At 70.8% G+C, this 20,393-nt stretch carries 20 protein-coding genes; all 20 read left to right on the top strand.

Annotated elements, in window-relative coordinates:
- The 20 genes from ACQEVM_RS23580 (at window position 1) to ACQEVM_RS23485 (ending at window position 20,312) form a co-directional block, all read left to right on the top strand.
- On the top strand, window positions 1-1,824 hold the full coding sequence (locus ACQEVM_RS23580) for an AGE family epimerase/isomerase (protein WP_433082142.1): 1,824 nt from the start codon (window positions 1-3) through the stop codon (window positions 1,822-1,824).
- Window positions 1,825-1,861: 37 nt separating this feature from the next.
- Window positions 1,862-2,212 carry an STAS domain-containing protein gene (locus ACQEVM_RS23575; RefSeq protein WP_053676594.1) on the top strand — a complete coding sequence of 117 codons (351 nt, stop codon included), beginning with the start codon at window positions 1,862-1,864 and terminating at the stop codon, window positions 2,210-2,212.
- Window positions 2,209-4,008 carry a glycogen debranching protein gene (locus ACQEVM_RS23570; RefSeq protein WP_433082140.1) on the top strand — a complete coding sequence of 600 codons (1,800 nt, stop codon included), beginning with the start codon at window positions 2,209-2,211 and terminating at the stop codon, window positions 4,006-4,008. Before ACQEVM_RS23575 ends, ACQEVM_RS23570 begins: the two co-directional genes overlap by 4 nt.
- Window positions 4,001-4,357: a hypothetical protein gene (locus tag ACQEVM_RS23565; RefSeq protein WP_433082138.1), complete on the top strand. Its 357-nt coding sequence runs from the start codon at window positions 4,001-4,003 to the stop codon at window positions 4,355-4,357. The genes ACQEVM_RS23570 and ACQEVM_RS23565 overlap by 8 nt, the downstream gene beginning before the upstream one ends.
- Before the next feature lie 16 nt (window positions 4,358-4,373).
- Entirely contained in the window at window positions 4,374-4,685 is a 312-nt protein-coding gene (locus tag ACQEVM_RS23560) for an STAS domain-containing protein (RefSeq protein WP_053676593.1), read from the top strand.
- Between the two features lie 14 nt (window positions 4,686-4,699).
- Window positions 4,700-5,155 carry an ATP-binding protein gene (locus tag ACQEVM_RS23555; protein WP_351375610.1) on the top strand — a complete coding sequence of 152 codons (456 nt, stop codon included), beginning with the start codon at window positions 4,700-4,702 and terminating at the stop codon, window positions 5,153-5,155.
- Window positions 5,137-6,396 carry a PP2C family protein-serine/threonine phosphatase gene (locus ACQEVM_RS23550; protein ID WP_433082136.1) on the top strand — a complete coding sequence of 420 codons (1,260 nt, stop codon included), beginning with the start codon at window positions 5,137-5,139 and terminating at the stop codon, window positions 6,394-6,396. Before ACQEVM_RS23555 ends, ACQEVM_RS23550 begins: the two co-directional genes overlap by 19 nt.
- Window positions 6,397-7,143 carry a MinD/ParA family ATP-binding protein gene (locus ACQEVM_RS23545; RefSeq protein WP_433082134.1) on the top strand — a complete coding sequence of 249 codons (747 nt, stop codon included), beginning with the start codon at window positions 6,397-6,399 and terminating at the stop codon, window positions 7,141-7,143.
- Between the two features lie 69 nt (window positions 7,144-7,212).
- On the top strand, window positions 7,213-7,953 hold the full coding sequence (locus tag ACQEVM_RS23540) for a type 1 glutamine amidotransferase domain-containing protein (protein WP_433082132.1): 741 nt from the start codon (window positions 7,213-7,215) through the stop codon (window positions 7,951-7,953).
- A gap of 32 nt (window positions 7,954-7,985) precedes the next feature.
- Window positions 7,986-9,470, top strand: coding sequence for an aldehyde dehydrogenase family protein (locus ACQEVM_RS23535; RefSeq protein ID WP_433082130.1), 1,485 nt, complete (start codon window positions 7,986-7,988; stop codon window positions 9,468-9,470).
- Between the two features lie 31 nt (window positions 9,471-9,501).
- Entirely contained in the window at window positions 9,502-10,110 is a 609-nt protein-coding gene (locus ACQEVM_RS23530; protein ID WP_433082128.1) for an NADPH-dependent F420 reductase, read from the top strand.
- Complete coding sequence (locus ACQEVM_RS23525; protein WP_433082126.1) at window positions 10,101-10,649, top strand: (2Fe-2S)-binding protein; 549 nt, start codon at window positions 10,101-10,103, stop codon at window positions 10,647-10,649. Before ACQEVM_RS23530 ends, ACQEVM_RS23525 begins: the two co-directional genes overlap by 10 nt.
- Window positions 10,650-10,654: 5 nt before the next feature.
- Window positions 10,655-13,060, top strand: coding sequence for a xanthine dehydrogenase family protein molybdopterin-binding subunit (locus ACQEVM_RS23520; RefSeq protein ID WP_433082124.1), 2,406 nt, complete (start codon window positions 10,655-10,657; stop codon window positions 13,058-13,060).
- Window positions 13,057-13,878 (top strand): FAD binding domain-containing protein, encoded by an 822-nt coding sequence (locus tag ACQEVM_RS23515; RefSeq protein ID WP_433082122.1) that lies wholly within the window; start codon window positions 13,057-13,059, stop codon window positions 13,876-13,878. Before ACQEVM_RS23520 ends, ACQEVM_RS23515 begins: the two co-directional genes overlap by 4 nt.
- A 29-nt stretch (window positions 13,879-13,907) precedes the next feature.
- The gene (locus ACQEVM_RS23510; RefSeq protein WP_433082120.1) at window positions 13,908-15,164 is read left to right on the top strand and encodes an MFS transporter; all 1,257 of its coding nucleotides are present in this window, start codon (window positions 13,908-13,910) and stop codon (window positions 15,162-15,164) included.
- Entirely contained in the window at window positions 15,161-16,654 is a 1,494-nt protein-coding gene (locus ACQEVM_RS23505; protein WP_433082118.1) for an ATP-binding protein, read from the top strand. Before ACQEVM_RS23510 ends, ACQEVM_RS23505 begins: the two co-directional genes overlap by 4 nt.
- A 13-nt stretch (window positions 16,655-16,667) precedes the next feature.
- Window positions 16,668-17,009 (top strand): nuclear transport factor 2 family protein, encoded by a 342-nt coding sequence (locus ACQEVM_RS23500; RefSeq protein WP_433082116.1) that lies wholly within the window; start codon window positions 16,668-16,670, stop codon window positions 17,007-17,009.
- An 82-nt stretch (window positions 17,010-17,091) separates the two neighbouring features.
- The gene (locus tag ACQEVM_RS23495) at window positions 17,092-17,739 is read left to right on the top strand and encodes a TMEM175 family protein (protein ID WP_433082114.1); all 648 of its coding nucleotides are present in this window, start codon (window positions 17,092-17,094) and stop codon (window positions 17,737-17,739) included.
- A 72-nt stretch (window positions 17,740-17,811) separates the two neighbouring features.
- Entirely contained in the window at window positions 17,812-19,101 is a 1,290-nt protein-coding gene (locus ACQEVM_RS23490; RefSeq protein WP_433082112.1) for an IS701 family transposase, read from the top strand.
- Entirely contained in the window at window positions 19,101-20,312 is a 1,212-nt protein-coding gene (locus tag ACQEVM_RS23485) for an XdhC family protein (protein ID WP_433082110.1), read from the top strand. Before ACQEVM_RS23490 ends, ACQEVM_RS23485 begins: the two co-directional genes overlap by 1 nt.
- Window positions 20,313-20,393: the final 81 nt, after the last annotated feature.

The following is a 20,393-nucleotide window of genomic DNA, read 5'->3' as shown; positions in this document are numbered from 1 at the left end:
ATGGCGGATGCCGTGAGCTTCTCCTTCTCCGACACCATCGCCGGTTACGTCAGCCGCTTCGACTCCGGAACCCGGCTGCTCGGCCTGAAGACCGCGGACGGCCGCGCGTTCGAGGTGTCGCTGGCGGGCGACCCGAGCGCCGAACTGGTCCGCAACCTCGACGAGCCCTACGTCGACGCCTCCGGGCACCTCGACGAGATGCTCTCGCCCGGCCGTTTCCTCTACGTCCACGGGATCCACTATCCCGAGCACGGAGGCCGGTTCGACGCCAAGCGCCTGGTGTTCCTCGGGCGCGGCGCGGAGGACTACCGGTTCGAGGAGCCGAGCTGGTGGGTCAAGCAGATCGAGTCGCTGGCCACCTTCTACCGGCGGGCGCAGTTCGGCGACGGGCCGGTGGACTTCACCGAGTACCGCACCGAGGTCCGGCTCGGCGGGGACAAGACGGCCAGTCATGTCCAGGAGACCGACACGATCTCCCGCCTGGTCTACGGCATGGCCTCGGCCTACCTGCTGACCGGCAAGGACGAGTACCTGGAGGTCGCCGAGCGCGGCACCGAGTACCTGCGCAAGCACATGCGGGTCGTGGACAGCGAGGAGGACGTGGTCTTCTGGTACCACGGCATCAGCGTCGACGGGGACAGCGAACGCAAGCTGTTCACCTCGGAGTTCTCCGACGACTACGACGCGATCCCGATGTACGAGCAGATCTACGCCCTGGCCGGCCCGATCCAGACCTACCGGGTCACCGGAGACACCCGGATCAAGAACGACGCCGACGCCACCATCCGGCTCTTCGACAAGTTCTTCCACGATCCGGAGCAGGGCGGCTACTACTCGCACATCGACCCGATCCTCTTCAGCGCCGACCACGAGTCGCTGGGGGAGAACGCGGAGCGCAAGAACTGGAACTCGGTCGGCGACCACGCGCCCGCCTACCTGATCAACCTCTACCTGGCGACCGGCGAGCAGAAGTACGCCGACTTCCTGGAGTACACCTTCGACACCATCGCGGACCGCTTCCCGGACTACGGGAACAGCCCGTTCGTCCAGGAGCGCTTCCACCGCGACTGGTCGGCCGACACGGAGCACAGCTGGCAGCAGAACCGCGCCGTCGTCGGTCACAACCTCAAGATCGCCTGGAACCTGATGCGGATGAACTCGTTGAAGGCCAAGCCGGCCTACGAGGAACTGGCGCGCAGGATCGGCGACATCATGCCGGCCGTCGGCAGCGACGTGCAGCGCGGCGGCTGGTACGACGTGGTCGAGCGGACCCGGTCCGGTGACGAGGAGACGCATCGTTTCGCCTGGCACGACCGCAAGGCCTGGTGGCAGCAGGAACAGGCGATCCTCGCCTACCTCATCCTGAACGGCACCGTCGGCGGGGACGCGTACCGGCGCGAGGCCCGACAGGCGGAGGCCTTCTACAACACCTTCTTCCTCGACCACGACGAGGGCGCCGTCTACTTCAACGTGCTGGCCGGCGGCACGCCGTACCTCCTCGGCACCGAACGCCTCAAGGGCAGCCACTCGATGTCGATGTACCACTCGGCGGAGCTGTGCTACCTCTCCGCCGTCTACAACAACCTGCTCGTCAACGGTCGGGAGATGGACTTCCACTTCCAGCCCGACCCCACGAACCTGCCCGACCGCGTGCTGCGCGTCTCGCCCGACCTGCTCCCCGCGGGATCCGTGGCCGTCGCGTCCGTCGAGATCGACGAGAAGCCGTGGACGGACTTCGACGCGGACGGCCTGACCGTCCGCCTGCCCGACGTCCAGGGACGGGTCAAGGTCAAGGTACGGCTCCGGCCCGTCACCCAGAAGTAGCGCTCAACGGGGGGCGCCCCGACACGAGGGGAAGACAATGACACTGAGTGTGAAGGAACGTCGGAACAAGACGGCCACCGTGCTCGTCGCCACCGGCGAGATCAACAGCGAGACCTCGGGCGCACTGCTCCAGGCCCTGCTGCCGCTGGTCCGCGAGGGCCGGCCGCTGCGCATCGACCTCACCGCCGTCGACTACGTCTCCAGCGCGGGGCTGCGTACCCTGCTCGTCGTCTACCGCGAGGCGCAGCACGCCGGCGTCGCGGTGACCCTGTACGGGGTGAGCGAGGAGGTCCGGTTCGTCATGTCGGCCACCGGCTTCCTCGACTTCTTCTCGGCCGGCGAGGCCGCGGCCGCCGAGGCCAAGGCCAAGGCGAAGGCCGCGCGATGACCGAGTCCCGGTCCGAGCAGGTGCTGCGCGTCGACGCGTACCCGACCCACGAGGTGGGCGGGTACCGCGTCCGGGCGGGCAAGCCGTTCCCCTTCGGGGCCAACGTGGTCCCCGGCGGGGTCAGCTTCTCCGTCTTCTCCGACCAGGCCACCTCCATGACCCTGGTCCTCTTCCGGCGCGGCGAACCCGAGCCGATGGCCGAGTTGGAGTTCCCGGAGGAGTTCCGCACCGGCAGCGTCTTCGCCATGACGGTCTTCGGTCTCGACCACGAGAACATCGAGTACGGGTACCGGGCCGACGGCCCCTACGACCCGGTCACCGGGCACCGCTTCGACGCCCGCCAGATCCTCTCCGACCCCTACGCCCGGTTGATCGCCGGCCGCGACGTGTGGGGCGTGGAGCCCGACCGGGGCCGCGGCTACCAGTACCGCTCGCGGGTCTGCCTCCAGGACTTCGACTGGGCGGACGACACCCCGCTGCGGATCCCCGCCGAGGACCTCGTCGTGTACGAGGCACACGTGCGCGGCTTCACCCGACACCCCTCCTCGGGGGTCACCGCCCCGGGCACCTTCGCGGGGCTGCGGGAGAAGATCCCGTACCTGAGGGAACTCGGGGTCAACTGCATCGAGCTGCTGCCGGTGTTCGAGTTCGACGAGAGCGACAACCCGCGGAGCAACCCGGAGACGGGCGAGAAGCTCTACGACTACTGGGGCTACAACACCGTGTCGTTCTTCGCGCCCAAGGCCGGCTACGCGGCCACCGGACGCTACGGGATGCAGGGCGACGAGTTCCGGACCCTGATCAAGGACCTGCACGCCGCCGGCATCGAGGTCATCCTCGACGTCGTGTTCAACCACACCGCCGAGGGCAACGAGCAGGGCCCGACGATCTCCTTCAAGGGGCTCGACAACGCCACGTACTACATGCTCACGCCCGAGGGGTACTACTTCAACTTCAGCGGCACCGGCAACACCGTCAACTGCAATCACCCCGTCGTGCGCAACTACGTGCTCGACTGCCTGCGCCACTGGGTCGCCGACTACCACATCGACGGCTTCCGCTTCGACCTCGCCGCCATCCTCGGCCGGTCCGCGGACGGCACCCCGCTGCCCAACCCGCCGCTGCTGGAACTCCTCGCCTACGACCCCGTCCTGCGCCACACCAAGCTCATCGCCGAGGCCTGGGACGCGGGCGGCCTCTACGAGGTCGGGAACTTCCCGGCGTACGGCCGCTGGGCGGAATGGAACGGCAAGTACCGCGACACCGTGCGCAGCTTCCTCAAGGGCGATCCCGGGGTGACAGGGGAACTCGCCACCCGCATCGCCGGCTCACCCGACCTCTACTCCGGGCGCGGAACCTCCGCGTCGGTCAACTTCCTGACCGCGCACGACGGTTTTCTCGCTCGCCGACCTGGTCTCCTACAACGACAAGCACAACGAGGCCAACGGCGAGGGCAACAACGACGGGGGCAACGACAACGCCAGCTGGAACTGCGGCGTCGAGGGGCCGACCGACGACCCCGGGATCAACGCGCTGCGCGAGCGTCAGATGAAGAACGCCCTCGCCATCCTCTTCACCAGCCAGGGCATTCCGATGCTGCTGTCGGGGGACGAGGTCGCACGCAGCCAGCAGGGCAACAACAACACGTACTGCCAGGACAACGAACTCTCCTGGTTCGACTGGGACCAGGTCGACGAGAACGCCGAACTGCTTCGGTTCACGCGCGAGATGATCGCCTTCCGCAAGCGTCACCGCGAGCTGCGCGCGACCGTCCACCCCACCGGCCGCATGCGTGACGGCCTCGGACTGCCGGACATCAGCTGGCACGGGGAGCGGGCCTGGCAGCCCGACTGGTCCGGCGACGCCCGGCTGCTGGCGGTGGCCCGCTGCGGCACCGGTGACGACGACGTGGTGTACGTGGCCATGAACGCGCACTGGGAGTCGCACGACCTGGAACTGCCCGCCCTGCCGGGAGGCCGGAGCTGGCACCTGTTCGCCGACACCGGCAACGAGGCGCCGTACGACATCCGCACCCCCGGGGCGGAGCAGGAACTCGACAACGCCGGCAAGTACCTGATCGGCCCGCGCTCGGTGGTGATCCTCGTGGGCCGCGCGAACGATCCCGAGACGACCGGGACCCTCTGACCGAAGGAGACCTGACATGCCGCTTTCCGTGTCCCTGAGCATCGAGGGCGACACCACCGTGATCGAACTGACGGGCGAGCTGGACGCCAAGACCGCACCGGAGTTCCACCAGACCATCGAGAAGGCCGCCGGCCACGGCACCAGCACCGTCGAGATCCGGATGGCCGGCGTCGGCTACATGGCGAGCGCCGGACTGCGCTCACTGGTCTTCGCCCAGCAGAAGGTGGCCGACCACGTCACCATCAAGGTGGTCGGAGCCATCGAACCCGTCTCCCGGACCATCCGCACGGCCGGACTGGACCGGAGCATCATCCTCACCGATGAGTGACGGCCGTGGGTGACATGGTCGAACTGGCGAGGAAGCCCTGTGTGCTGGAGGTGCCCGCGACGGTGGGGGCACTGGGCGACATCGCCGCGTTCGTCCTGCGGCTGGCCGGCCGGGCCGGGCTCGGCAAGAGAGCCACGTACCGGATCCGGCTGGCCGTGGACGAACTGGCCACCAACATCGTGATGCACGGATACCGGGGCGGCGACGGACGGATCACCGTCCGCGGCTGCTCCGGCCCGGACGGGGTGCGGATCGTCATCGAGGACACCGCTCCCGCGTTCGACCCCGTCGCAGGGCGCCTGCCCCCCGCCACCGGGGTCCCCCCGCAGCGGCGGCGGGTCGGCGGCCTCGGTATTCATCTCGCGCTGACCAGCGTGGACGCATACCACTACGCCCGCAGGGACAGCCGCAACATCAGCACGCTGACCGTGAAGGCCGAGGGGACGGATCCATGCCCTCCACGTCCGTGATCATCCTTGACGAGTACCCCGCGCCCCCGGCCGAACTGCTCGACGCACTGCGGCTGATGGACGCGGAACCCGTCTCGCGCACGCTGTCGGAACTGCTGCACGACCGCCAGGAGACGCTGCCCGTCGCCGACGTGCTGCTCGCCCCGGCCGAGGCCGACGGGGAGTCCGTGCGGGCGGCCGTGCGCAGGCTGCGCCGCCGGGCCGGCGCTCCCATCGTGGTCGTCTGGACGGTGGCCGGGTTCACCGCGCTGGAGGAACACGTGCGGCTCGGGCACGACTACCTGGTACCGCCGTTCCTGCCGGCCCTGGTCGGGGCCCGACTGCACAGCTGCTCCGAGCGCGCCGGACTCGGACGAACCCTGCGGGAGGCCGACGCCCGCGCGGAACTCATGGGATACGAGAAGGAGTTGGAGATCGGTCGGGAGATCCAGGCGGGCTTCCTGCCCGAATCGCTGCCCATCCCGGACGGCTGGGAGATCGACGTCTGCTTCCGGCCCGCCCGCCAGGTCGCCGGGGACTTCTACGACGTCTTCGAACTCTCCCGGGGACGCCGCCTCGCCGTCGTCGTCGCCGACGTCTGCGACAAGGGGGTCGGAGCGGCCCTGTTCATGGCGCTGATCCGCTCCCTGCTGCGGCACACCGCCGAGAACAGCGGACTCCAGCACCTGATGGCGGCGGGCCGCACCGGCGGCGGCCGGCGCACCCCCGTCGTCGGCGCCACCCCCCTGCTCAACGCGGTCACCGCCACCAACGGCTACCTCACCCGCAACCACCTCAGACAGGGGTACTTCGCCACGCTCTTCTTCGGCGTGCTCGACCCGCTCACCGGAAGCCTCGTCTACATCAACGGCGGCCACAACCCGCCCCTGCTGCTCTCCGGCTCGGGCGACGTACCCGTCCCGCTGGACGTCACCGGCCCGGCCGTCGGGGTGCTGCCCGACTGCGTCTACACCCTCGGCTACGCCCAGGTGAACCCCGGCGACACCCTCTTCGTCTTCACCGACGGGGTGCCGGAGGCGCGCTGTCCCGACGGGGCCTTCCTCGGGGACGCGCGCATGCTCGAACTGCTCGCCGGCCCCCCGGTGAACGGCAAGGACACGGTCGAGCGGATGGACCGGGCGGTGCGCGAGCACACCGGCACCGCCGAACAGCACGACGACGTCACCATGCTGGCCCTGCACCGGCCACGTGCGGCGCGGGGGCCGCACGCGGACGGCGCCGGTCACAGGGTGGTGGCCTAGATGACCCGGACCATCGCGGCGCACTCGCACCGCGGCGGCACCGGGAAGTCCTCGGCCCTGGCCAACCTCGCCCTGCTCATCGCAGCCGGGGGGCGCCGGGTGGGGGTGGTCGACACCGACATCCAGTCGCCCACCCTGGACCTGCTCTTCCGACTGCCACCGGGCGCGGGCTCGCTCGCCGACTACCTGCTCGGACGCTGCGAGATCGAGGCCGCGGCCCAGCGGACCCGACTGCCCGGGTTGTACGTCGTACCGGCCCGGACCGGGACCCCGGCCCTGCGCGAGCTGATGTCCACCGGGTACGACGTGGGGCTCCTGCCGGAGGGCTTCGACCGGCTGGCCGGGCACTTCGCCCTCGACGTGCTGCTGCTCGACACCCACGCCGGCCTCAACAACGAATCGGTGACCGCGATGGCGAGCGCCGACGTGGTGATGATCATGGCGCGGGCGGACCGGATCGACCTCTCCGGTGTCGAGGAGACCATCGCCCTCGTCGGCCGGCTGGCCTGCCGGCGGGCCCTGGTCCTGAGCATGGCGCCCGAGGGCACCGACCGGGCCGCGGTCCGACGGCGGGCCGAGGACGTCTACGGGGCGCCGCTTGCCGGAATCCTTCCGTATGTGCCGGAAATGGCGGCGCTCTACGGAGAACGCATATTCGCGGAAGCCCATCCCGACCACTCCCTGGTCGGTGAATTCCGCGCGATCCTGTCGGCGTTGGACGCACGTGACGAAGTATCACGGGCCTGACGCCTTCCCCTTACGCCCCCAGCAGGGGGCGTGTTGAATCGGCAGCGAATCCAGAACTGGGAGAGAATCATGAAGATTCTCGTCGTCATGACGGCAAAGGCCACGCTTCATCTGCTGGACGGGGAACAACACCCCTCGGGATTCTGGGCCGAGGAATTCGTCGTCCCCCACGAGCTTTTCCGGGCCGCGGGTCACACCGTGGACGTGGCGACGATCGGGGGAGCGGCCCCCACCGTCGACCCGACCAGCATCGACCCACAGTTCCTCCAGTGGGTCCGCCCGGTGGGCTCCCCGAACGAGGACGCGGCCAACGCCGCCGAGTACGTCCGGGTCATCGAGGAGACCGAACAACTGCGACACCCCCTCGCGCTGGAATCCCTCGGCGAGAAGGACATCGCGGAGTACGACGGCGTCTACGTCAGCGGCGGTCACGGCGCCATCGGCGACCTGCCCAAGTCCGACGAACTCGCGCAGATCCTGCGCTGGGCCATCGCCCAGGACAAGCCGCTCGCGACCGTGTGCCACGGCCACACCGCGCTCCTCGCCCTGCGCGACGGCGAGGGCCGGTGGCCCTTCGAGGGCTACCTGATGACCGCCTTCTCGCACAGCGAGGAACTGGTCACCAACATGGCCGGCCGACTCCCGCTGATCCTGGAGGTCGAGCTGACCCGGCTCGGCGCCCGGTACGAGAAGGCCGAGGCGATCTGGGACTCGCACGTGGTCGTGGACCGCAGGCTGACCACCGGGCAGAACCCGTACAGCTCGAAGGCCCTCGCCGAGACGTTCCTACAGCAGCTCGCGAAGGGCTGACACGCCCCCGCACACGACACCGGAAGGCAGCCATGACCAAGCGCGAGCTGAGCGGCAAGCCCCTGGCCAACCCCGGGAAGCTGTTCATCGGCGGCCGATGGGTCCCGGCCCGGGACGGCCGTACCGAACCGGACGTCAGCCCCGTGGACGGGCAGGAGATCGTGCCGGTGGCCCAGGCCGCCGCCGCCGACGCGGACGCGGCCGTGGCCGCCGCCCGCAAGGCGTACGAGGAAGGGCCCTGGAGCAGGCTGTCCGCCCAGGAACGCGCGCTGCGACTGAACCGGGTCGGTGAACTCATCGAGCGGGACCTGGAGGAGATCGCGCTGCTGGAGACGGTCGACATGGGGAAACCCTTCGCCTTCTCCAGCACCGTCGACGCCCCGATGGCCGCACAGCTCATGCACTACTACGCGGGCGCGGTCACCCGGGTGGACGGTTCCTCCCGGGCCCCGGCCGGCGGACAACTCGCGTACACCCTGCGCGAACCGCTGGGAGTGGTGTGCGCCATCACCCCCTTCAACTTCCCGCTGCTGCTCTCGATGACGAAGATCGCCCCGGCCCTCGCGGCCGGGAACACGGTCGTCCACAAGCCCTCCCCGGCCACCCCGCTCACCGCGCTGAAGATCGCGGAGCTCTTCCAGGAGGCGGAGATCCCGGACGGCGTGCTGAACGTCATCACCGGTCCGGGGGTGGAGCTGGGGGAGACCCTCACCGATCACCCGGACATCGACAAGATCGCCTTCACCGGCTCGACCGTCGTCGGCCAGGCCATCATCCGCAAGTCGGCCGGCACCCTGAAGAAGGTGACGATGGAACTCGGCGGCAAGTCCGCCAACATCGTCTTCGCCGACGCCGACCTCGACGCCGCCGAGGAACTCGCCTTCTTCGGCATCTACTACAACAAGGGCGAGATCTGCACCGCCGGCTCCCGGTTGCTCCTGCACCGCCCCATCCACGACGAGATGGTCGAACGCCTGGTCCGCCGGGCCGCGGCGCTCAAGCCCGGAGACCCCCGCGATCCCGAGACGCTGTTCGGTCCGCTGGCCCACCGCGGCCAGTTCGACAAGGTCAGCTCCTACGTCGAGGTCGGCGAGAAGGAGGGCGCGATCCTGCGCACCGGCGGCGCCGGCTGGACCCCCGAGGGCGCCTCCAGCCAGGGCCTCTACTTCCTGCCGACCGTCTTCACCGGCGTCGACAACGGCATGCGGATCGCCCAGGAGGAGATCTTCGGCCCGGTCCTGTCGATCATCCCCTTCGACACCGAGGAGGACGCCGTGCGCATCGCCAACGACAGCGCCTACGGACTCGCCGCCGGTGTCCACACGAAGGACCTGCGGCGCGCCCACCGGGTCGCCTCGCAGATCAAGGCCGGCACGGTCTGGGTGAACTGCTACAACCAGTACGACCCCTCCGTGCCGTACGGCGGCTACAAGGCCTCCGGATACGGCCGCGAGTGCGGGCCCGAATCCCTGGAGAGCTACACCCAGACCAAGTCGGTCTGGATCGGCATGGACTGATCGACCCACCACCGTTCACGGAGGAGCGTCAATGAGGACAGGCGTCATCGGCACCGGGCGGATCGGTTCGACCCTGGCCCGGATCCTCGTGGCCGCGGGCCACGAGGTGGTGTTGGCCAACGCGCGCGGACCGCGCTCGCTCGCCCCCCTGGTCGCCGAACTCGGCCCGAGGGCCTCGGCGGCGCACCCCGCCGAGGTGGCCGCGCGGGCCGAGGTCACGGTGCTGATGGTCCCGTTCGAAGCCGTCCGCGGGCTGCTGCCCCGGGACGCCGTCCGGGACACCGTGCTCGTGGACGCCACCAACGCCTTCGGCGGCCCGGACACCCCCCGCGACCCGGCCGGCCGGGGATCCAGCGAACTCGTCGCCGAGTGGTATCCCGGCGCCCGGATCGTTAAATCGCTCAACACCATGCATTTCGAGACCCTCGCCGTCGCCGGCACCGCGGGAGGCGAGCGTCTGGCCCATTTCACCGCCGGCGACGACGAAAAGGCAAAGGGCATCGTCGCGGGAATCATCACGGACCTGGGATTCGTGCCCGTGGACACCGGACCGCTCCATTCCGGAGGAATTCTCCAACAGCCCGGCGGTCCCCTCTTCGACAAGCCGCTCACGGAAGCGCAGGCGCTCGCATGGATCTGACACTGAATGTCAACGGAAGACCCAGAAAATTTACCGCCGAACCGAACGAACTCCTCGTGGAACGGCTCCGTGACGGCCTCGGGCTGACCGGGACCAAGGTCGGCTGCGACACCGGACAGTGCGGCTCGTGCGTCGTGCGACTCGACGGCAGGTCCGCGAAGAGCTGCCTGGTCCTCACCGTCGCCGCCGCCGGCTCCGAGGTGACCACCATCGAGGGCGTCGCCACCCCGGGCGGCGAACTGACCGGCCTCCAGGAGGCCCTGCGGCAGGAGCACGGCACCCAGTGCGGCTTCTGCACGCCCGGCATGGTCATGGCCCTGGGCGAACTCGTCGAGAACACGGCGGACGGCGACGCCCCCACCGAACCCGAGATCCGCGAGTGGCTCACCGGGAACCTGTGCCGCTGCACCGGCTACCACAGCGTCGTGCGCGGGGTGCAGCGCGCCTGCGCCGCAGCCCGGGCCGCGGCCCCCGGGACGGACGCCGTCTGCGACGCCATGGCCGACGCCGTGACCGCCGCGTCCGGACAGGAGGGTTGAGGGAGATGACCACGACGACGGGGGAGAGCGTCCTTCAGGGACAGGGAGTGCTGGGAAGACCCCTGGACAGCCGCGAGGACCCGCACCTCCTGCGCGGCGAGGCCACGTACGTGGCCGACATCGACCTGCCCGGCACGGCCCACATGACCATCCTGGGCAGTCCGGTGGCCCACGCCCGGATCCTCTCGATCGACACCAAGGCCGCGGAGCAGCTCCCGGGCGTCCTGAAGGTCGTCACGGCCGCCGACTTCACGGACGTGATGCCGCTGCCCTGCATCTGGATACCCGGCGGGGTGGAGAGCCACTTCCCGCCCCACCCCTACGGACTTCCCGGCGCCCGCCCGGTGCTGACCGGCGACGCCGTCCGGCACGTCGGCGACCCGATCGCCGCGGTCGTCGCCGAGACCCCGCGCCAGGCCGCCGCCGCGCTGGCCGCGATCCACGTGGAGTACGAGCCGCTGCCCGTGGTCACCCGGGCCGACGAGGCCCTCCGGGAGGGCGCGCCCCAACTGCACGAGGCCGTCCCCGGGAACCTGAACGCGTACTGGACCTGCGGCGACAAGGACCGCACCGACGCGGCCATCGCCGCGGCCGAGGTCACCGTCGAACTGGACCTGGTCAACCAGCGCACCATCAACAGCCCCATCGAGCCCCGCGGAGCGGTCGGCGACTACGACCCCGCCACCGGTGAGTACACCCTGTACGCCACCACCCAGGGCCCGCACAACCATCGCTTCCTGCTCTCCGCGCTGGTTCTCGGCATCCCGTTCAACAAGCTCCGCGTCGTCGCCCCTACCGTCGGCGGCAGCTTCGGCACCAAGGGCTACCTGTACCCCGACATGCCGCTCGTCCTGCTGCTCTCCAAGGCGCTGGGCCGGCCCGTGAAATGGGTGGACACCCGTACCGGGCTGATGAGCTCCACGGTCCAGGGCCGCGACCACCGCCAGCACGTGACCCTCGCCGGCACCCGCGACGGCCGGATCACCGCCGTGCGGGCCACCAGCCACGCCAACCTGGGCGCGTACCCCTCCACCATCGGCCCCGGCGTCGCCACCGCCCTGATGGGCCGCTCCATCAGCGGCATGTACGACATCGACGCGGCCTTCTGCGAGGTCTACGCGGCCTTCACCAACACCGTCCCGCTCGGCGCCCAACGCGGCAGCGGGCGCGCCGAGGCGGCCTTCCTGATGGAACGCCTCGTCGACCGGTACGCGTCCGAGATCGGCATGGACCCGGCGGCCGTCCGCCGCAAGAACCTGGTGCCGAAGGAGAAGTTCCCGTACGACAACGGACTCGGCTGGACCTACGACTCCGGGGACTACCTGCTGAACTTCGACCGGGCCATCGAACTGTCGGGCTACGCCGACATGCCCGCCCGCAAGACCGAGGCGCGCGCCCGCGGCAAGCGCCTCGGTGTCGGCATCGCCGCGTACGTCGCGATCTGCGGGGTCGGACCGTCCACCCGGATGTCCAAGGAGGGCATGCTCGGCGGCACCTGGGAGAGCGCGAACATCCGCGTCCACCCGACCGGCGAGGTCACCGTCACCGTCGGCTCCGCCTCCACCGGCCAGAGCCACGGCACCGTCTTCGCGCAGGTCGCCGCCGACGAACTCGGCATCGACCCGGACACCGTCCAGGTGTACGAGGGCGACACCCTCAAGGCCCCCTACGGGCAGGGAACCTACGGGTCCCGCTCCTACAGCATGGCCGCGCCCGCCATCGCGCTCACCGCCCGGAAGATCAAGAGCAAGCTGGTCAAGGCCGGCGCGGTCTTCCTCGGGATCCCGGAGGAGAAGGTCGTCTACGCCGGCGGCAAGGTGTACGAAGAGGGCAACGAGGCGAACACCAAGACCTTCGCCGAACTGGCGATGGCCATGTGGTACGGCTGGGGGCTGCCCCCGGAGATCGAGCCGGCCCTCGACGAGACCACCCACTTCGACCCGCCGGACTTCAACTACCCCTTCGGCACGCACGTCGCCGTCGTCGAGATCGACGAACTGACCGGCGAGACCGAGGTCGTGGCCTACACCGCCGTCGACGACGCCGGCAACATCGGGAACCCGAAGGTGGTGCTCGGCCAGATCGAGGGCAGCATCGTGCACGGGCTCGGCCAGGCCCTGATGGAACACGCCGAATACGACGAGAACGGCCTGCTCCTCAGCTCCGACCTGGGCCACTACGCCCTGCCGAGGGCCTTCGACGCGCCGTTCTTCTCCCTCGACAAGACCACCACCCCGTCCCCGCACAACCCGCTCGGCGCCAAGGGGGCCGGCGAGATCGCCACCGTCCCGCCCGCCGCGGCCGTGGTCAACGCCGTCGTCGACGCGCTCTCCGACCTGGGCGTGATCCACATCGACATGCCCGTCACCCCCGAGAAGGTCTGGCGCCACCTGAGAGGGGAAGCCCGGTGATCCTCACCGAATTCGACTACGCACGGCCCGCCGCCCTCGACGAGGCCCTGACCCTGCTCGCGGGTGCCCCGGGCGCCCGGATCCTCGCCGGCGGCCAGAGCCTGCTGCCCGACCTGCGCTCCGGCGCCGACCGGGCCCGGCTGCTGGTCGACGTACGGCACCTGGCGGAACTCCGGGGCATCGCGCGCACCGCCGACGGGCTGCGCATCGGAGCGCTGACCACGCTCGCCGAACTGGCCGCGCACCCGCTGGTGTCGGCCGAGGCGCCCGAGCTGGCGGCCGCCGCCCGCGCCAACGGCGACCCCCAGGTCCGCAACCTGGGGACCGCCGGCGGGAACCTGGCCGCCGGTGGACGCGCCACCGACCTGCCGGTCGCCGCCATCGCCGCGGGCGCCGTCGTCGAACTCGCCGGCCCCGCGGGTCTCTCCACCCTCCCCGCCGAGCGGCTCGCCGCCTCCGGGGTGCCCGGCGGCGCGGTGATCACCGCGCTGCTGCTGCCGCCCGGCGGGCGGGCCGCCGCCTTCGAGAAGGCCGCGGACCGCGCCACCCGCTACCCGCTGTGCGCCGTCGCCGTACGGATCACCCCGGACGGGCCGCGGATCGCGGTCACCGGGGCCACCGCCCGCGCCCTGCGCCCGCGCGGCGTCGAGGAGCGGCTGCGCGCGGGCCCGCACACCACGGACACCGTCCTCGCGGCGTTCCGGGCCGAACCCCGGGGGCTGTTCGTCCCGGGCCGCGGCACCTCGGCCGAGTACCTCGGCCACCTCGCGGGAGTGCTCACCGCCCGCGCGCTGGTGAGGGCCCAGGCACTCGCCTGACCACCGCACACCACGGGGGAGTTGACGCAGTGCCCGAACCGACCGAGACGACCGCGGGGGACATCGTGCAGCCGACCGGCCCGCCCGCCCGAGCGACCGCGGGCCCCGGCTTCCGCGTGGTGGGCGCGATCCTCGTCCTGCTGATGCTCTCCTCCTCCGTGCCCTCCGCCCTCTACGTGCTCTACCAGCAGCGGTGGGGCCTGTCCTCCGGCACCATCACGGTGGTCTTCGCCCTGTACGCCGTCACCGTGCTCGGCGGACTCCTGCTGTTCGGGTCGCTGTCCGACACCCTCGGGCGGCGCCCCGTGCTCGGCGCCGCACTGATCCTGGCGATCGTCTCCATGGCCCTGTTCGCCGGGGCCCAGGGACTGGCGCTGCTGCTCGCCGCCCGCGCCGTGCAGGGCCTGGCCGTGGGCCTGGCCACCGGCGCCATGGGCGCCGCCCTGCTCGAACTCACCCCGCCCTCGCGGCCGGCGCTCGGCGCCCAGGTCAACAGCGCCGGACCGACCGTGGGCATCGGGCTCGGCGGGCTCGGGGCCGGGCTGCTCGTCCAGTACGCGCCGGCCCCGACGGTGCTGAGCTACCTCCTGCTGATCGGCGCGTTCGCCGTCACGCTGGCGGGCGTGGTCCGGATGCGTGAGAGCGCTCCCGGGGCCGGTGGGCGGTTCCGCGTGGTCCCGCACCGGATCCGGGTGCCGGCCGCCCACCGCGGCCGATTCGCCGTCCTCGTCCTGACCATCGTGGCCGTCTGGTCCGTCGGCGGCTTCTACCTCTCGCTCGGGCCGCACCTGGCCCTGTCCCTGCTCCGGAGCACCAACTACCTCGTCGGCGGCGCCACCGTGGCCCTGCTCGCGGGCGCCGCCACCGGCGCCCAACTGCTCCTCGGCCGCACCGAGGCGCTGCGCACCGCCGTGCTGGGACTGTGCGGACTCCTCGCCGGGCTGGCCCTGGTCCTGCTGGCGCTGGGTCTCGGTTCGGCGCCGGTGTTCCTCGCCGCCACGGCCGTCCTCGGCTGCGGCTGGGGCGCGGCCTTCCTCGGTTCCTTCCGGGCGCTCAGCGCCCTCGCGGATCCCGGCCACCGGGGCGAACTGACCGCCGCCGTCTACGTCTTCGCGTACCTCGCCATGAGCGTCCCGGCGGTCCTGGCCGGAATGCTGACCAACATCCACGGACTGCACCGCACCTCGGTCGGCTTCATGGCCGCCGTCGCCGGGGTGTGCGCCCTGGCCCTGATCGTCACCCTGCGGCTGTCCGCCCGCGTCAGGGCCGAGGGGAGCACACCGTGAACACCGGACCGTGGAACACCGCGGAACTGCGATCGGCCCTGCACGGACTGGAGATCTTCGAAGGGCTCACCGGGGAGCAACTCGACTGGCTGGTGTCGGTCTCCGAACCCCGGGTCCTCGCCGACGGGCAGGTCCTCTTCCGCGACGGCGACGAGGCCACGTGCTTCCACGTCCTGCTCGCCGGCGGGCTCGTCGTCACCAAGATGGTCGACGGACGGGAGGAGGTGCTCACCCGACACTCCACCGAGGAGGAGAGCGCGGCGGCCGAGGAACACGACGGCAAGCCCACCGCCGCACACCGGTTCACCGGGGAACTGCCGCTGCTGACGGACGGCTCGTACGTGGCGACCGCCGCCGCGAGCGGACCGGCGACCACCGTCGTGGGCTACCCGAAGGCGGTCTTCTTCGAGATGCTGACCCGCTGCCACGGGGTGGCCGCCGTACTCATCCCCGTGCTGGCCTGGCGGATCAAGTCCTCCGAGGTGCAGGCCCGCAAACGGGCCACCGTGGAGGCGCTCGGCACCCTCGCCGCGGGACTGGCGCACGAACTGAACAACCCGGCCGCCGCCGTGGCCCGCGCCGCGCAGGAACTGGCCCCCGCCCTGGAACGGCTGACCCTCACCGCCCACGCCTGGGGCGCCGCCGCCGACGGAGCCGAGCGCGCCGTCCTCGATCGACTGGCCGAGGAACTGGACAAGCTGCCGCCGCCGGAGACCAGCGACCCCCTGGCCCAGGCCGACGACGAGGAGGAGATCACCGACCGGGCCGAGGACGCCGGCGCCGAACGGCCGGGTCTGCTCGGGTCGGGGGTCTCCGACCTCGGAGTGGGACAGGCCTGGCTGTGGGCACGACTGGAGGGGATCGGCGAGCCCGCCCTGCCCGCCGCCCTCGACCATCTGGCGGCGCTGCTGGAGACCCGGTCGCTGGCCGCCGAGCTGCGGGCGGCCGGTCCGCGGATCTCCCAACTCGTGGCGGCGACCCGCGATTACGCCAATCTCGACCGGGCCCCCGAGCAGCGCTTCGCGGTGACCGAAGGGCTGGAGAACACGCTGGTCGTGCTGCGTGCCAAGCTCGCCGGCATCACCGTCGTGCGCGCCTACGGCGAGGGTCTGCCCGAACTGACCGGCTATCCGGGAGAGCTGAACCAGGTGTGGACCAACCTGGTCGACAACGCCGCCGAGGCCATGGAAGGCGCGGGCACGCTCACGCTGCGCGCCTTCGCCGAGGGCGTCTGCATGGTCGTGGAGATCATCGACAGCGGCCGGGGCATCCCCGAGGACGTGCTGCCGCGGATCTTCGAACCCTTCTACACCACCAAGGACGTCGGCAAGGGCACGGGCCTGGGGCTGCACCTCAGCTACCGGATCGTGACCCAGCGGCACCGCGGGTCGATCGCGGCCCGCTCCCGCGCCGGCGAGACCCGGATGGTCGTCCGGCTGCCCCTCGCCACACCGTCGGCATCAACCGCCGTACGGGACCACACCAGTTGAAACGGAGTCGAACATGTCCAAGTACGACATCGCCACACTGCACCCGGTCTTCGTCCGCCAGATGGAGGCGCTGGCCGCCCTGGACATCGAAGCGGTGATGAAGAACTACACCGACGACGCGGTCCTGTTGCGCTTCGAGGCGACCGCGGTGGGCATCGAGGCCGTTCGGGAGGCGCTCACCGGCTATCTCACCCTCAAGCCCACCCTGGTCGAACTCCAGGAGTACATCGAGACCGAGGACACCGTCTTCTACCGGGCGATCATGAACCTCAACGGCGAACCGGAGCACGCTTTCGGGACACTCGTGGTCCGCGATGGCCGGATCTGGCGGCAGACCGCCGGATTCGGCGGCTGAACCCGAATATCTGGGTAGCGTGTGCGGAGAGGGCGCGGCGGCGCCCTCTCCGCATGTTCGACCGAATGGCAAAGGGGAGGTCATGGAACGCGAAACCGCGCGGGTCGAGGCATTCAGTGACGGTGTATTCGCCATCGTCATCACGATCCTTGTTCTGGAACTAAAGGTTCCGGAGGAAACCGGAAGCGACTTCTGGCACGGTGTCGGGGAACAATGGCCGCACTACGCCGCATACGTGGTGAGTTTCCTGATCATCGGCGTCATGTGGGTCAACCACCACACGATCTTCAGTCACCTCAAGCGCGTCGACCGACCGCTGTTGTTCCTGAACCTCCTGGTGCTGATGGTGGTGTCGGTGATCCCCTACACCACCACCGTGCTCGCGGAACACCTCGTCGAGGAAGGTGGTTCGGCCAACGCCGCCGCCGTCCTCTACAGTGCCATCACCGTGCTCTACGCCTTGGCCTTCCTGGCCTTCTGGTGGTACGTCACACGGGTCGGCCACCTGTTCCACGAACGCGTGGACAAGGAGGGTGCGCGGGCGACCCGGATGCGGTTCGGTCTCGGCGCCATCGCGTATCCCCTCACGGTGCTCTTGTCGTTCTACTCCGCACCACTCACTCTTGTCGCACACTTCCTGATCGCGCTCTACTACGCGGCGAACCAGATCCCCATCCCGCTCGTGGTGGAGGAAGAGCGGCTCGAAACCGCCGGCGACCTCAGGAAGTAGCCGTCTCGGCCTACGGCCGTTCTTCGCGGTCAAGTAGGGTATTGGATCTAGCTGGTCGCGGGGGAGGCCCAGATGGCTCGCGTAGTCCTGCCGGAGGATTCCACGAAGGAAATCTCCGATCTGATCGACGTACTGATCTCGCTCTTCTTCGAGTCATTACCCCGGCGGGACCAGCGAAACTGGGCCCGCGTTTATCTGAATGGACTGGTGCGTACCACCGGGAAGAAAACAATCCGTAACATCGCCGGAACCGGGGCCAGTTCCGTCGAACAGAGCCTTCAGCAGTTCATCAGCAAATCACCGTGGGACTGGACCCCCGTCAGACGGTCCCTCGCACAGCACCTCGAACGGACCGCCCAGCGCCCCCTGGCGTGGGTGGTCCAGCCCATGGTCATCGAGAAGGCCGGCGACGCCTCCGTGGGCGTCGGCCGACAGTTCGTTCCCCAACTGGGCCGCACCGCCAACTGTCAGCAGGCCGGCGGGATCTGGCTCGCCTCCAGCGAGGCCAGCTTCCCCGTCGAATGGACCCTCACCCTCCCCGGGCCCTGGACCAGTGAACTGCTGCGCCGCACGCGGGCGGGCATCCCGGACACCGCACGCTCGCTCACCCCCGCACAGGACGCCGTACACGCCGTCCAGCGCATGGCCGCCACCTGGCAACTCCAGCGGCGCCCCGTGGTGATGGAGGTGTCCAACGCCGAACTTCCCCACTGCGTCGAGTCCTTCTCCCTCCAGGACATCCCGTTCGTCTTCAAGGTCGACGGGTCGCTGCCCGTCTCCTTCGGCGGCGCGGGCCGCCACAAGCCCGGACCGCACACCGCGCCCGCCCGCGAACTCATCGACTCGCTGCGCTCCCAGCGGCGCGTCGTGGAATGGACCCGGCACGGCCGCACCGAGGGGGCGGTGACCCTGCTGACCTCCGCCGCCATCCTCGCCGGCGTCGCCGAGGACCGGCCGCCGCCGACCCCGCCCACCCCCCTGCTGCTCGTGGGAGCCTGGACGGAAGCCGCCCTGCTGCCCTCCGAGTTCTGGATCACGAACATCGGGGACCGGCCGCTCGCCCAGCTCTTCCTGCTCGCCAAACTCACCGACCGGGTCTCCCTGGACTTCGCCGAGACCTGCGAACCCGTCGGCATCCGCGACTTCGAGGGCCGCTCCTTCCGGGGCTGGCACCACCACGCCACCCTCGCGAGCGTCGCCCACGCCGCACAACTGCTCGGCTGCGCCACCGGCCGGGCCCCCGAACCGCCCACCCCCCTGCCCTACCCGGGGCCGCCGAGGGCCCCCGGCCGACCCCCCGCCGTACTGCCGCCGCGCCCCCTGATCCCCGGGCAGACCACAAGACGCGAGTACATCCGCTGATGCTCGACATCGCCGCGGAACTACGCGCGTGGTGTGCCGAGCGGCGGGAGTTCGCCCTGGCCACCGTGGTCGCCGTCAGCGGCAGCGCGCCGCGCGGACCCGGCGCCTCACTGGCCGTGGACGCCGCCGGGACCGCCCTCGGCTCCCTCTCCGGCGGCTGCGTGGAATCCGCCGTGCACGAACTGTGCCTCGACGCGATCACCTCCGGCGAAAGCGCCGTGCACCGCTTCGGCTACAGCGACGACGACGCCTTCGCGACCGGCCTGACCTGCGGCGGCGTCCTGGACGTGCTCGTCACACCGGTGCGCGGACAGGACCCCGTGCGACCGGTCCTGCGTACGGTGCTCGACGCCGCCGTCGCCGGGGCACGGGCCGCGCTGGCCAGGGTGGTGGCCGGGCCGCCCGAACAGCTCGGTCGGGCGCTGGCCGTCCACGCCGACGGTTCCTACCAGGGCTGCCTCGGCGGCGCTCCGGCCCTCGACGAGAGCGCCGCGCGGCGGGTCCGGGCCCTCCTGCTCGCCGGACGGACCGGCACGGCGGAGCTCGGGACGGCCGGCGGCCTGTGCGGAGAGCCGCTGACCCTGCTCGTCGAATCGGCCGCCGAACGCCCCCGGCTGATCGTCTACGGGGCCATCGACTTCGCCGCCGCCCTCGCGCGGATCGGCGCCTTCCTCGGACACCGGGTCACCGTCTGCGACGCCCGGCCCGTCTTCACGACGCGGGCCCGCTTCCCGGACGCCGACGAGGTGATCGTCGACTGGCCGCACCGGCACCTCGCCGCGGAATGGGAGGCGGGGCGCCTGGACGCCCGTACGGCGGTCTGCGTACTGACCCACGACGCCAAGTTCGACGTTCCGCTGCTCGCCCTGGCCCTCGGGCTGCCCCTGGCCTACGTGGGCGCCATGGGTTCCCGGCGCACCCACACCGAGCGGGCCGGACGACTGCGGGCGGAGGGGGTGACGGAAGCCGCCCTGGCCCGATTGCGCTCCCCGATCGGCCTCGACCTCGGCGGGGGGACCCCCGAGGAGACCGCCCTGGCCATCGCCGCCGAGTTCACGGCGGTCCGGCACGGCGGATCGCTGTTTCCGCTCGCCGAGAGCCGAGGACCGGTCCACCGCCGGCCGGCGGACCGCAGGCCGTCCCCGATCGGAGGTCCCGACACGCCCGCCCGGCCGCCCCGGACCGCCCGGTTCGGGACCAACGTCCCGTAGGAACGAACCACCCGGCCCGGTATGTCCTGGACGATCGACCCGGGCGGCACGAACGGCGGGACATGGGAGAATGAAGTACGT

The sequence above is a fragment of the Streptomyces sp. CA-243310 genome, assembly GCF_050936775.1.
Lineage (GTDB): Bacteria > Actinomycetota > Actinomycetes > Streptomycetales > Streptomycetaceae > Streptomyces.
Note: the sequence above shows the minus strand (reverse complement) of the source record. Positions and strands in the feature narration are given on the sequence as shown.

Coding starts and splice junctions, on each gene's coding strand:
- ACQEVM_RS23580 (WP_433082142.1), top strand. CDS start 1: ATGGCGGATGCCGTGAGCTTCTCCTTCTCCGACACCATCGCCGGTTAC.
- ACQEVM_RS23575 (WP_053676594.1), top strand. CDS start 1,862: ATGACACTGAGTGTGAAGGAACGTCGGAACAAGACGGCCACCGTGCTC.
- ACQEVM_RS23570 (WP_433082140.1), top strand. CDS start 2,209: ATGACCGAGTCCCGGTCCGAGCAGGTGCTGCGCGTCGACGCGTACCCG.
- ACQEVM_RS23565 (WP_433082138.1), top strand. CDS start 4,001: ATGCGTGACGGCCTCGGACTGCCGGACATCAGCTGGCACGGGGAGCGG.
- ACQEVM_RS23560 (WP_053676593.1), top strand. CDS start 4,374: ATGCCGCTTTCCGTGTCCCTGAGCATCGAGGGCGACACCACCGTGATC.
- ACQEVM_RS23555 (WP_351375610.1), top strand. CDS start 4,700: ATGGTCGAACTGGCGAGGAAGCCCTGTGTGCTGGAGGTGCCCGCGACG.
- ACQEVM_RS23550 (WP_433082136.1), top strand. CDS start 5,137: ATGCCCTCCACGTCCGTGATCATCCTTGACGAGTACCCCGCGCCCCCG.
- ACQEVM_RS23545 (WP_433082134.1), top strand. CDS start 6,397: ATGACCCGGACCATCGCGGCGCACTCGCACCGCGGCGGCACCGGGAAG.
- ACQEVM_RS23540 (WP_433082132.1), top strand. CDS start 7,213: ATGAAGATTCTCGTCGTCATGACGGCAAAGGCCACGCTTCATCTGCTG.
- ACQEVM_RS23535 (WP_433082130.1), top strand. CDS start 7,986: ATGACCAAGCGCGAGCTGAGCGGCAAGCCCCTGGCCAACCCCGGGAAG.
- ACQEVM_RS23530 (WP_433082128.1), top strand. CDS start 9,502: ATGAGGACAGGCGTCATCGGCACCGGGCGGATCGGTTCGACCCTGGCC.
- ACQEVM_RS23525 (WP_433082126.1), top strand. CDS start 10,101: ATGGATCTGACACTGAATGTCAACGGAAGACCCAGAAAATTTACCGCC.
- ACQEVM_RS23520 (WP_433082124.1), top strand. CDS start 10,655: ATGACCACGACGACGGGGGAGAGCGTCCTTCAGGGACAGGGAGTGCTG.
- ACQEVM_RS23500 (WP_433082116.1), top strand. CDS start 16,668: ATGTCCAAGTACGACATCGCCACACTGCACCCGGTCTTCGTCCGCCAG.
- ACQEVM_RS23495 (WP_433082114.1), top strand. CDS start 17,092: ATGGAACGCGAAACCGCGCGGGTCGAGGCATTCAGTGACGGTGTATTC.
- ACQEVM_RS23490 (WP_433082112.1), top strand. CDS start 17,812: ATGGCTCGCGTAGTCCTGCCGGAGGATTCCACGAAGGAAATCTCCGAT.
- ACQEVM_RS23485 (WP_433082110.1), top strand. CDS start 19,101: ATGCTCGACATCGCCGCGGAACTACGCGCGTGGTGTGCCGAGCGGCGG.